12 protein-coding genes are annotated in these 11,851 nt (G+C 73.8%); 5 read left to right on the forward strand and 7 right to left on the reverse strand.

Going from position 1 to position 11,851, the window contains the following annotated elements:
* Positions 1–7: 7 nt before the first annotated feature.
* Complete coding sequence (locus tag AC4GYY_RS06970; protein ID WP_491119545.1) at positions 8–1,312, forward strand: phage tail tip lysozyme; 1,305 nt, start codon at positions 8–10, stop codon at positions 1,310–1,312.
* 40 nt (positions 1,313–1,352) lie between these two features.
* Complete coding sequence (locus AC4GYY_RS06975) at positions 1,353–1,691, forward strand: hypothetical protein (protein ID WP_491119546.1); 339 nt, start codon at positions 1,353–1,355, stop codon at positions 1,689–1,691.
* 4 nt (positions 1,692–1,695) lie between these two features.
* Here AC4GYY_RS06975 and AC4GYY_RS06980 read toward each other — a convergent pair whose 3' ends face one another.
* On the reverse strand, positions 1,696–2,076 hold the full coding sequence (locus AC4GYY_RS06980) for a hypothetical protein (protein ID WP_491119547.1): 381 nt from the start codon (positions 2,074–2,076) through the stop codon (positions 1,696–1,698).
* Between the two features lie 35 nt (positions 2,077–2,111).
* On the opposite strand from AC4GYY_RS06980, the gene AC4GYY_RS06985 reads away from it, so the two are divergent.
* Positions 2,112–3,395: a hypothetical protein gene (locus AC4GYY_RS06985; RefSeq protein ID WP_491119548.1), complete on the forward strand. Its 1,284-nt coding sequence runs from the start codon at positions 2,112–2,114 to the stop codon at positions 3,393–3,395.
* Here AC4GYY_RS06985 and AC4GYY_RS06990 read toward each other — a convergent pair.
* The 6 genes from AC4GYY_RS06990 to AC4GYY_RS07015 are packed head-to-tail and all read right to left on the reverse strand — an operon-like array spanning position 3,371 to position 9,236.
* A complete protein-coding gene (locus AC4GYY_RS06990; protein ID WP_491119549.1) occupies positions 3,371–4,345 on the reverse strand; it encodes a Rieske 2Fe-2S domain-containing protein in 975 nt (324 codons plus the stop codon). The genes AC4GYY_RS06985 and AC4GYY_RS06990 overlap by 25 nt on opposite strands.
* A complete protein-coding gene (locus AC4GYY_RS06995; protein ID WP_491119550.1) occupies positions 4,342–5,448 on the reverse strand; it encodes a GNAT family N-acetyltransferase in 1,107 nt (368 codons plus the stop codon). Before AC4GYY_RS06995 ends, AC4GYY_RS06990 begins: the two co-directional genes overlap by 4 nt.
* Positions 5,449–5,450: 2 nt before the next feature.
* Positions 5,451–6,569 (reverse strand): ATP-grasp domain-containing protein, encoded by a 1,119-nt coding sequence (locus AC4GYY_RS07000; protein WP_491119551.1) that lies wholly within the window; start codon positions 6,567–6,569, stop codon positions 5,451–5,453.
* Positions 6,570–6,577: 8 nt separating this feature from the next.
* Positions 6,578–7,405 (reverse strand): MBL fold metallo-hydrolase, encoded by an 828-nt coding sequence (locus tag AC4GYY_RS07005; protein ID WP_491119552.1) that lies wholly within the window; start codon positions 7,403–7,405, stop codon positions 6,578–6,580.
* Complete coding sequence (locus tag AC4GYY_RS07010; RefSeq protein WP_491119553.1) at positions 7,393–8,334, reverse strand: NAD-dependent epimerase/dehydratase family protein; 942 nt, start codon at positions 8,332–8,334, stop codon at positions 7,393–7,395. Before AC4GYY_RS07010 ends, AC4GYY_RS07005 begins: the two co-directional genes overlap by 13 nt.
* A complete protein-coding gene (locus tag AC4GYY_RS07015; protein ID WP_491119554.1) occupies positions 8,331–9,236 on the reverse strand; it encodes a 3-oxoacyl-[acyl-carrier-protein] synthase III C-terminal domain-containing protein in 906 nt (301 codons plus the stop codon). Before AC4GYY_RS07015 ends, AC4GYY_RS07010 begins: the two co-directional genes overlap by 4 nt.
* A 118-nt stretch (positions 9,237–9,354) precedes the next feature.
* Between AC4GYY_RS07015 and AC4GYY_RS07020 the strand changes: the two genes are divergently transcribed.
* Positions 9,355–11,037 carry a Tle-like phospholipase domain-containing protein gene (locus tag AC4GYY_RS07020; RefSeq protein ID WP_491119555.1) on the forward strand — a complete coding sequence of 561 codons (1,683 nt, stop codon included), beginning with the start codon at positions 9,355–9,357 and terminating at the stop codon, positions 11,035–11,037.
* Between the two features lie 37 nt (positions 11,038–11,074).
* Positions 11,075–11,827 carry an ankyrin repeat domain-containing protein gene (locus AC4GYY_RS07025; RefSeq protein WP_491119556.1) on the forward strand — a complete coding sequence of 251 codons (753 nt, stop codon included), beginning with the start codon at positions 11,075–11,077 and terminating at the stop codon, positions 11,825–11,827.
* The last annotated feature ends 24 nt before the right edge of the window (positions 11,828–11,851 follow it).

Below are 11,851 nucleotides of genomic sequence, written 5' to 3' on the forward strand. Positions count from 1 at the left end.
CGGACTCATGACCGTCGGAGCAGTTCAGCAGACCAGCAACGTCGCAGGCGGATCGCGCGGCGGCGAATCGAGCTACATCGTCAAGGCGGGCGATACCTTGTCCGGGATCGCGCAGAGCCGCGGCGTCAGCCTCGCCGCGCTCGAGCGGGCCAATCCGCAGATCGGCAACCCCGATCTGATCCGGCCGGGCCAACACGTCACGATCCCCGCGGGCCAGGGCGGCGGCGCGAGCTATACCGTGCAGGCCGGCGACACGCTCAGCGGGATCGCGGGCCGATACGGCACCAGCTACCAGGCGATCGCCCAAGCGAACGGCATCGCGAACCCCAATCTCATCCACCCCGGCCAGACGCTGACCATTCCCGGCGGCAGCCACGGAACCGGCGGCAGCGGCGGCGTCACGGGGACGAGCGGCACCACCGCAGGCGGCGGAACGGGCAACGTCCTCGCGACCGCGCAGAAGTATCTCGGCCAGAATGCGTCCTCGCTGAAGGGCAATGCCAACGACAATCTGCCGATGAACGCAGGCGTGCCCAGCAATATCTGCTGCGCGAACTTCGTGTCGGCGGTGCTGACCGAGGCGGGGCAGCTGCCCGGCAACCTCCACACCGATTCGGTCGCGCAGCTCAACACGACGCTGCGCGGCCGCGGCTGGACCGAGGTGTCCGCCGCCCAGGCGAAGCCCGGTGACGTCGTCATCATCCAGGGCGGTGGCGTGTCGCACACAGAGATTTATGCCGGCGACGGCAAGATGATCGGATCGAACAACACCAACGCCGACGGCACGCAGAAGATCGGCTACGGCAACCTGTCCTGGGCGCTGAGCCACGGCGCCAAGATCCTGCGCGCGCCGGCGAGCGAGCAGGCGCCCGCGGCCTCGCCGGCGGTGACCGGCGGCGGATCGCGCTCGCAGAAGATCGACCAGGCGATCGGCTTCTTCCAGAACCAGGGCTGGAGCCGCGCGCAGGCGATCGGCATCGTCGCCAACCTCGACGCCGAGAGCGGGATGGACGCGGGCATTAACCAGATCGGCGGCGGGCCGGGATATGGACTGGCGCAGTGGGAAGGTCCGCGCCAGGCCGACTTCAAGGCGTGGTCGGGCCACGACATCCACGGCTCCTCGTTCGACGAGCAGCTGCGCTTCGTCCAGTATGAATTGACCCACAGCAACGGCGCCGCGGGCAATGCGCTCAAGGGCGCGACGACGCCGGGGGACGCGGCGTCGATCGTCTGCCGGCTCTACGAGCGGCCGGCCGACACCGCGGGCGAGGCGGTCCGCCGGGCGCAACGCGCGAACGACATCGCGCGCTGACACAGGAACCGGGCACGGGAGGGCGACGTTGGGGAGCGCGATGAGGTTCCTTCTCGCTCTCGCCGGCGTCGCCGCTTCGGCCGCGCCCTCCGCCGCGCAAACGACCGCCGTGCGTTGCGCGATCGACTATGCGCCGGAACGGGCGTGTCAACTCGGCGACACCGCGAAGCCGGGCGGCGTCCACCGCCTGGTGCTCCGTTCGGGAAGCCGGACGTTCGTGTTCGTCGCCCGTCAGCAGACCGGCTGGTGGGCGGGCAAGCTCGATGGCCGGCCGGCGATGGCGTATGAACGCAATCGTGGAAACGTCGTCCTCTCGACCTACGACCTCAAGACGACGCTTACCTGGTCCTATCCGGGCCAGGCGCACGGAACGTATTGAGGCATCAGCCGAAGATCGCCTGGGGTGCGCCGTGGCGGGCCGCCCAGTCGATCCACGCGACATCGGTCGGCGCAACCGCGGTGTCGACCACGTGCCAAGCCGCGCCGCGCCGCCGAAGCAACGCAGCATAGACGTGCGACGCCGCGCCGTTCGCCGCGGCATCGGCCAGCGGCGTTCCCGCATAGTCGACCGGCGCGCCGCCCGGCCCCTGCATCTCGGCGCGCAGGAACGCCCAGTCATCGCTGACTCGCAGATGCATGACCTTGAACAGCACCGGCTTGCCGAGTTTCGCCGCGACCGGGACGCGGGCGGCGTCGAGGATCGCCTTGCGCGTCGCCGCGTCCACCGGGGCCTGCGCCATCATCACCACCGCCACTCCGATCATCGCCGTCCTCCCGACTGGCCCGGTGCGACAACCGGGTGCGGCGGCTGCGGGTTCCCGCGATGCGCGGGCTGACGATCGCGGCGCGCGCCTATGCGCTGGCGCGGTGGCGGGCGGCGACGCTCACCTCTCGCCCCGCGATCGCGGTCTATCGACAGCGCCGGCTCGCCGCGCTCGGCCGCCACTTCGCGCGGTCGATGCCCTTCTACGCCGGAATCGATCCCGATCGGCCGGAGACCTGGCCGATCACCGACAAGGCGACCGTGCTCGCGAACTTCGCAGCGATGAACGCGCCGGGGCTGGCGCTCGACGAGGTGCGTGCGGCGCTGGCAGACGGGGAAAACCGGATCGGCGATCGGACGATCGGATGCAGCACCGGGACGAGCGGCAATCGCGGCTACTTCGTCGTCAGCGAGGCGGAGTGCTACGTCTGGCTCGGCACGCTCCTGGCGAAAGCGCTTCCCGACGCCCTGTGGCGTCGGCACAGCGTGGCGCTGGCGCTGCCCGGCTTCACCCGGCTCTACGCCTCGGCGCACGGGGGCAGCCGCATCCGGCTCGGCCTGTTCGATCTCGCGGACGGCGTCGACGCCTGGAGCGATCGCTTCGCCGCCTTCGCGCCCGATACGGTCGTCGCGCCGCCCAAGATCCTGCGGCTGCTCGCCGAGCGCGGGCTGCTCGCTCGCGGCGTGACCGCGTTCAGCGCCGCGGAGGTGCTCGATCCCGTCGACGCCGGGCCGATCACGGTGGCGACCGGGCGTCCCGTGCGGCAGATCTACATGGCGACGGAGGGGCTGTTCGGCGTGTCGTGCGCGCACGGGACGCTCCATCTCGCCGAGGACGTCGTCGCGTTCGAATGGGAGCCGGACGGCACACTCGCCAAGCCGATCGTCACCGACTTCACCCGCCGCACGCAGGCGATTGCGCGCTACCGGATGAACGATCTGCTGCGGCTGTCCGACGATCGCTGCCCGTGCGGGTCGGCGTTTCAGGCGGTGGCGGCGGTGGCGGGTCGCGCCGACGACATGCTGCGACTGGGCGGCGTCGCCGTCAGCCCCGACGTGCTCCGCAATGCCCTGCTCGACGCCGATCCGCGGATCGACGACTTCCGCATCGTCCAGACCGGCCCTCACGACATCGCGGCGGCGATCCCCGCGGGCGCGGACGCGGACGCGGTGTCGCGCGCTTTGACCGCGGCGCTCGCGCGGATCGGGGCGGCGGCGGAGATCGCGGTCGGCCACGGCGTCCCGCCAGCCGATGCGACCAAGCTCCGCCGTGTCCGCCGCGATTGGCGCGACGATCAGAGCAGCATCTCGGCCTCATAGACCCGCGGCGCGGGCGCCCGACCGTTCGCGAAGTCCCAGATCGCCGGGCCCATGACGTCGAGCGGGCCGAGGGCGTACGGCCCCTCGCGCGACGCCTGTGCCGCCAGCACGCGGCGATCCTGCGCCAGGATCGGCCAATGGACCGCCTTCAGCAACGCACGCTTGAGCCACGCCGGCGTCCGGCCGCGCGGCGTCGCGAAATGCGCATAGGGGCGCGTGGTGGCGGCGTCCTCGGGTGCGAAGACGACCGCGATCGACAGGCGCATTCCGTCGGGTCCCTCGAACGCGACCTCGCCGATCGTCGGCGGCCAGAGCCGACCGATGCTGGTGGCCCGGCGGCCTTCGAACAGGCGCGGGATCAGCCCGGTCGCCCGCCCCTGCTCATGGTAGGTCGCCGACGCGCGATCGGTCGCGATCTCGATCGTGACGCGGGTCGGCGTCCGTCCGCCCGGCGCCCGGACCATCCACGAATGGACGAGATGCGGGTGCGCGGGATCGAGATGGTTCTCGAGCGCGTCGAGTACCCGTGCCGACGAGGCGCCCGGCGCCCACCAGAAGCGGTCGAGCGCCGGGTCGGTCATCGTCGGCGGCAGCGCCGGAAAAGGTCCCCCACCGAGCGTCGTCCAGATCAGGCCCGCCTCGACCCGGACGGGTAGCGCCTCGGCGGCGATGTCCGGCACCGCGGTCGCGCCCGGCACCGCCCGGCACGCCCCGCCCGCGCCGAACGCCCAGCCATGGTACGGGCACACGATCCGCCCCGCCGCGACCGTCCCCCGCGACAGCGGCATGCCGCGGTGCGGGCAGCGGTCCCGCAGCACGACCGGCCCCCGCTCGCCCGCGAAGACGACGAGCGAGGCGCCCAGCAACCGCCGGGCGAGCGGTCGCGGTCCGAGCCGCGCGGCTTCGGCGACGGGGTGCCAGCCGGCGGCGATCGCGGCGGGCCAGCTCACCAGCCGTGCCGCCGCATCATCGGTACCGCCCAGCGCTCCAGCCCCGCTGCCAGCGCCGCGATCGCGAGGCGGCGTGGACGGGAGAGATGGCGCGCGTCCATCGCCCAATGTTCGATCACGCCCCGCGCGCCCCGCAACCGCTTGAAATGCGCGGCGCCGGCCGAGCCGTGAAGCCGCAATCCCCGCTCCATGGTCTTTCGCATGAACATCCACGACGCGATCCGGTACAGCCCCGCGGACTGCGGCCACCCGGTGTCGTAGCCGACCACCGGCGGCGTCGCCACGTCCCCCCGCGCGAGCAGCCCGGCGACCGCGACGGCACGACCATTGCTGTCGCGCGCGACGTGGTAGTCGATCAGCCCCGACGCCATCGTCTCGCCGATCCAGCGGCCTGTGAACACGGGATTGAGCGAGCTGTATTTGGCGACGTAGAGCTGGCGGTAGAGGTCGGCGATCCGATCGGCGTCCTCCGGGCGCGCGGCCTTGATCGTCAGCCCCGAGCGCGCGACCAGGCGCCGGTCGTTGCCGTAGGCGTTGCGCCCGAGCCAGTCGCGCGCGAGGTCGTCGACGACCCAGACCTGGCGCGAGGGGACCATCGCCCACCCGTCCGCACGGACCGCCGCCGCCAGCGCCGGGCTCGACCAGGCGTCGACCGATCGGATTGCGAGCAGGTGATCGGGGAAGCGCGTGGCGAGGAGCTCCCGGATCGCCGGCAGGTCGCGGCCCTCCCAATCGCCGTGGAGATTGGTGGACAGCAGCCAATTGTCGACATGGACGACCCGGTCGATCCGCGCCGCGCGCAGCAGCGCTCCCGCCCCGCCGAGCGCGCCGCGCACCACGCTGCCGCCGCGCATGCCGACGATCTCGGTCTCCCGCTGCGCATATGCGACATACGCTGCCGTGGGGGAGCAGACATAGCTGTCGCGTCGCGCGCCGTCGTCGACCGTCACCGGCAGCACCCGCCCGCCGCTCGCGAGCGCCAGCCAGCGCGGATCGACGTTGGCCACGCGCGCGCCGACCCCCTCCGCCAGTGCGGCGATGTACGCCCGCTCGGCCACCGGGATGTCGGCCCAGCGCGCCGCCGGATCGGCGGGATCGAACACGATCATCCGATCGGCTCGCCGTTCCACTCGATGTCGGCGGTGGTCTGGCGTGTCGGGCTCCGCCGCCGCGTGAGGCCCAGCGCGGCGAAGCGAGCGGCGTCGACGATCGCGCCGGCGACGGGCCGGCGGTCGCCTGGTCTTCCGATCGCGTCGGACCCTTCTCGCCACGTCCGAACGAACGCGCGGAGGTCGCCGCGGACGGCGGCCCGCGGCGCGCACATCAGCGCCATCGCCGGCGCGAGATGCCGCCGTGTCCCCGCGGCCGGCGCGGACCGCGGCTCGCCGAGGATCGCGCGGGCGAGCGCATCGCCGGCGAAGAGATGGACGCCACTGACCGCGCGCGGATTGCATTCGATCGGCACGGCGCGGTCGTCCGGCGTGCGGATCAGGTCGAACGAGAGATGCCCGGTCATTCCCGTCGCCGCAGCGATGCGATCGGCGATCGCGACCGCCGGCGGCCAGTCGACCGCCTCGAAGGCGTAGGCGGCGGACCGCCCATGCCGGAGCGCCGGCCGGTAGAGCGCGTGCGCGGTCACCCGCCCCTCGCGCACGGCCGACCACAGGCACAGCTCCTCGCCCGCGACATACTCCTGCGCCACCCAGGCGTGCTCGGGCGTGGGCCGGAGGGGGCGGAGCTGGGCGCGCGTCGGGCGGACCAGCGTCGCCGCGGCGAAGCGCGAGAACTCCGGCTTGAGCACGGTTCGATCGCGTTCGAGATCGACGAGCTGCGCACGATCGGTGATCGGCCGCGTCGCGGGTATGGCGAGTCCGGCGCGCACGGCCAGTTCGGCGAACCGGGCCTTGGAGTGGAGCTCGCGCAGCACGTCGAGCGACGGCGCGAACAGCGGGGCGGGGGGCTGCGCGGCGGCGAGATAGAACACCTCCTCGCAGGTCGGCACGACCAGCGTCGCTCCGGTCCACTCGACCAGCCGAGCGACCGTCGCTCGGAACTCGGCGAAGCGCCTCCGCGGCGACGGCAGGCGATGGACCGGAAACGACGGGCGAGCCCAGCGGGCGGCGGTCGCCGGGACCGAGTCGGCGAGATGGGCGGTCCAGCCGAGCGCGCGGAACGACCGCGCGACCTCCAGAGCCACCGGCGCCCGCGCCCCGGTGACGATCACCAACCCGCTCACAGCCGCGCGGCGCACTCGGCGCAGTGCGAGGGGGTGAGGCGGATGTCGGGATTGCGGGTCCGCAGCCGGTGAAGGTCGTGCAGCGTCGCCCGGCCCGCCCGCGCGTCGCCGAGCAGCGTCGCGGTCAGCCAGGGCGGCGGCGTGTCGGTGCGGATCGCGGCGCTCGACCAGGCCGCGTCGGCGACGAGGAAGTGGAGCCCGGCCTCCTCGCGGACCACCAACCCCCAATGGCCGGGGCAATGCCCCGGCAGCGGCACCGCCAGCAGACTGCCGTCGCCGAGCAGGTCGGCGCCGTCCGCAAAGGGCGCGAGATCGCCCGGGAGCGCGACGCACGGCGCATCCTCGAACCAGCGTGTGCGCGCGGGCAGGTCGGAAGGCGAGAGCGCGCGCAGCATCCCGCGGCGCACGCTCGCCAGCCGGCCGCCTTCGCACATCGCGTCATATCCGGCGCGCGCCGCATGGATCGTCGCGCTCGGAAAGCGGTGCGTTCCCGCCATGTGGTCGGCATGGAAATGCGACAGGACGACGTGGCGGACGTCGCGGTGGTCGACGTCGACGCGGGCCAGTTGTGCGCCGAGGTCCTCCCCCGCGCGCAGCGTCGGCGGGGTCGCCCAGCGGTACAGGCGTTCGGGGAACGGCTGCGTCGCCCGCCAGAAGGCGGGATCGTAGCCCGTGTCGAACAGCACCCAGCCCTGCTCGGGATGGCGGATTAGGAAGGCGAGCGCGGGAAACTCGATCGGCGCCCAGCGGCCGCCGCGGATCGTCATCGCCTGCGGGTGGCGGCAATGGCCGACCCGGAACCCGGTGAGGATCACCCGGCGCATCGGTCCCCCAGCGCATGGTCGATCGCCGCCTCGGGCGCGACCGTCGGGGTCCAGCCGAGGTGGGCGCGCGCGTGCGCCAGATCGAAGGTCTGCGACCAGCCGAGCGTCATCGCGGTGTAGCGCGTCAGCGGCGGCTCGCGGCCGACGATCCGCCCTGCCACCTCCAGCGCGCCGCCCAGCGCCAGCGCCCCGCGGCGCGGCTCGGAAACGATCCGGATCGGCCGCCCCAGCCGCGCCGCGACCCGCTCCACGATCGCGCGCACCGGCCGCGGCGCGCCGCCGGAGACGTTGACGACGGTCGGCGGCGAGTCGGCAGCGGCGATCAGCGCGGAGGCGACGTCGCGCGCGTCGGTCAGCTCGACCAGCGCCGCGCCACCGCGGGGCAGCGGAACGCGGCCCCGCCCGATCGCCCGGACGAGACGCGGCAGCAGCACCCTATCGTCCGGGCCGACGATCGCTCTCGGCCGCACGATCGTCACCGCGATCCTGGCCTCGGCAAGCGCCTGCTCGGCGGCCCATTTCGTTGCGGCATAGGCGTTGGCGAAGCGCCGCGCGGGCGGATCGCGTTCGCTGAGACCGATCCGATCGCGGGCCTCGGCGTAGATCGACGGCGTCGAGACATGGACGAAGCGTCGGCAACCCGCGCGCGCCGCCGCCGCCGCCAGCCGCCGCGTCGCCGCGACGTTGATGGCCTCGAACACGGTGTGCGGCCCCCACGGGGCCGACAGTGCCGCGAGGTGGAACACGGTGTCGACTTCCTCCAGCAAGTCGCAGGGGGCCTCGCGCGTCAGATCGAGCGCGCGGATCGGCTCGCCCGCGCGGGGTCGCCGCCCGGTCGCGCGCACCGTCCAGCCAGCCGCCGCCAGCATCGGCGCGAGCGTGCGCCCGAGACCGCCGGTCGCGCCGGTGACGAGCGCTACGCGACTCACCAGCGGATCACCATTCCGCCCAGCGTGATCCCCGCCGCGCTTCCGACCAGCAGCACGGTCGAGCCCGGCCGCAACCGGCCGGAGACCCGCGCGACGTGAAGCGCGTGCGGCAGGCTGGACGCGACCTGGTTGCCGTGCGCGTCGAAGATGTCGACCGTTCGCGCAGGATCCCCGCCCAGCATCCGCCTGAGATGGTCGAGCGCCGGGCGGCTCGCCTGGTGCGGAACGATCAGGTCGAGCTCGTCGGCACGGACGCCGGCGGCGGCGAGCAGCCGATCGAGGAAGGGAGGAAAGACGCGCGCCGTTGCTCGGTAGAGCGCCGGCCCCGCCATCCGGAACCGGCTCGCCGCGAGGAAAGCGTCGCGATCGCCGCGCGGATCGAGCCGGGTGCCCCCCGCCTCCAGCGCGCACAGATCGACGTGGTCGGGCCAGGTCTCGAACCGGCTCGCGAGCACCTCATGCTCCCCCTCTTCGACCGCCATCGCCGCCCCGCCGTCGCCGAAGATGCTGGCGAGGTCGGCATCGGCCGGATCGATGGCACGGCTCGGCAGGTCCGCGCCCGCGATCAGCACCCGTCGCCAGCGCCGCGCCGTCACCCCCATGACGGCGAGGTCGAGCGCGACCAGCGCCGACAGGCAGGTCGCGTTGACGTCGAACGTCGCGCCGCCCGCCAGACCTAGCCGCCGCCCGATCAGCGCCGCCGTCCCGGGGATCGGTTGCTCCATCACGCTCGCTGCACCGATCAGCGCGTCGACGTCGCGTGTCGCCCAGCCGGCGCCCGCGAGCGCCTCGCGCGCAGCGGCCGCGGCCATCGTCGAGGTGGTCTCCACCGCGCTCGCACGGGGGCGGCCATCGCGCGCCGCCGGCTCGTACACCCCAGTCCCGGCCAGCGCGAACCCCATGCGCCCTCATGCCCGCCGAGCAGCGACGGTTGCAAGCGCACCGCTAATCGTTCCGATTATGGCGGCGTCGGGCCGAAGCCGCCATGTCGGGTGCCGTTCCACAGCCGAAAGGCGAGTCATGCTCGATCCGGTCCGCCAGGCGTCACCTCCGCCGCCCCCTCCTGCTCCGCCGCGATCCCCGGTGGCGCCGCAGGCGGCTCCGTATCGGTCCGGCTGGAACCCTCCGGCGCCGGAGCCCAAAGGCTTCTTCGGCCGGCTCGGTGACGCGATCGGCCACGGCGACGTCCGCGCGGTCGCCGCCACCGTCCGCGACGGCATCGGCCAGGCGACGGAAGCCGGCCGCAGCGGGATCACGACCGCGGTCAACGCGACCGGGCAGGCCCTCGGCGGCGCGGCCGACTATGCGCGCAGCCACATCACCGGCAACGACATCGTCTCGCAGGGGCTGCGCGGCGCGATCACCGGCGTCGAATCGAACACCCGCTTCACCGTCGGCGTCGCCGGCGGCGTGCTGCGCGAGGGCGTCGGACTGGTCGGGACCGTCGGGCAGCTGGGGACGACGCTGGTCGAGGCGCAGGTCTCCCCCGCCGCGCGCGCCGAACTCGGCGACAAGGTCGTTGGCGCGGTCGGCACCGCCGCCGATGCGACCCGCAGCTACGTCTCCTCGGCGATCCAGGACCCGAGCCGCGTCGGCCGCGACCTCCAGGACGCATGGGATGCGGCCAGCGGCTTCGTCGGCGACACGGCGGATCGCTACGGCGCAGCGCTCGCGGAGGGCCGGACCGAGGAGATCGGGATGGATGTCGGCACCGTCGCGACCTATCTGGTCCCGGTCGGCGGCGGTCCGGCGCGCGCGGCCCTGACCGCGGGCGCGCGCGGCGTGGCCGAGGGCGCGGCCCGCGGCGGCGCGGAAGCGCTGGCGCGAGAGAGCGGCAACGCCGTCGTCTCACAGGTGGTGCGCGAAGCCGCGCCCGGCGTCACCCGCCAGGCGGCGAACGATCTCGCCCCGCTCGCCCGCAACGGCGGCGAGCTGCGCGCCCCGACGCTCACCGCCGCCAACGACGCAGGCCCGGCACTCACCGGCGCGCAGCCGCTGGCGCGGGCCGAGTTGCCGCCGGCCGAACTCCACGCCAAGGCGCAACTGGCCGAGCACGTCTATGGCCGCGGGACGCTGCCGGCAGGGACGCGGGCGGTGACCGACGCCGGCGAGCTGGCGAAGCTCAACCTCGAGCCCGCGATGCTCGATCGGGGCGCGTTTCACGCCGAGGTCTATGCGAGCGGCACGCCTGGCCATGAGGCATACACGATCGCGTTCCGCGGCTCGGGCGGCCGCGCCGGCGACTGGGTCTCCAACGGGCTCCAGGGCGTCGGCCTGCCCTCGAACCATTATGCTCGCGCGCTGGAGATCGGACGCTCGATCTCGCGGGTCGATCCGTCGATCGAGGTCGACTTCGTCGGCCACTCGCTGGGCGGCGGCCTCGCCGCGCACGCCGCCAATGCGTCCGGTCGCGAGGCGATCACCTTCAACGCCGCCGGCCTGAATCCGATCTCGCGGATGCAGGGCCGGCACGTCGCGAAGGAGGCGGGGCGGCTGCCCGGTACCGCCGACAATTTCAGCGTCCCCGGCGAGTTCCTGACCACGGTGCAGGAGGCGCTGCCGCTTCCCGACGCCTTCGGCACGACGCACCGCCTGCCCGGCGTCGCGCCCGCGGGATCGAGCTGGCTCCAGCAGTACGGACCGATGGCACCGATCAACCGCCACATGATGGACTGGGTGCTGGCGAGCACCGGCGGCCGCTGAGCTTGACAGCCCGCGCGCCGCGGTGAAGGCCGGGCCCATGGACGGGATCGCGACCGAGGCCTTCGTCGACGGGGCGGACCTGCCCGAAGCCGAGGCGCTGCGCCGCGATCCGGCGCTGGGGGCGAGTGGCCGATCGCTGATCGATGCGCTGCTGGCGGCGGACGCCGAGCGCGTCGACGATCTGCTCGCCCGCGATCCGACGCTCGCGCGCCAGACCGCGGCCGGGCTGTCGCTCGCCGAGATCGCCGTCGCGACCGGACGCCCCGAGCTGCTGCGGATCCTGCTGTCGCGCGGGGCCTCGCCCGATCCGGCCGGCGACGGCGCGGCGCTGATCCTCGCCCTTTATGCCCGAGAGCCCGACCTCGCGTTGACGCTGCTCGAGGCGAACGCCGCGCCGACGCCGGCCGGGGCGGTGCTGGAGCCGTTCCGTGCGGCGATCGCGCTGGGATCGCCGGCCGGAGTCCGGCTGCTCCTCGATTATGGAGCCGACCCGAACGTGACGGGGCCGCTCGGCCGCCGCCCCCTCCACCTCGCGCTGGACATGGAGCGATTCGCGATCGCCGAGCTGTTGATCGCCCGCGGCGCGGACCCCTGGGCGCTCGATGCGGCCGGCGCCAATCTGGCGACCGCGGCGACGACGCCGATGGTGACCGAGTCGCCCGTCGATGCGGCGGCGCAAGCGCGGCTGTGGACCCACGCCCGCGCGCTGGGCTGGCCACAGCCCACCCCCGCTCCGCGCGACCTCGCCGATCGCGCCGCCCGCGGCGAATGGCCCCCGAGCGCTGCGTGAGGACGGGTGGCGCGGGCGGCGCGG

The organism is Sphingomonas sp. SP6, from assembly GCF_058313435.1.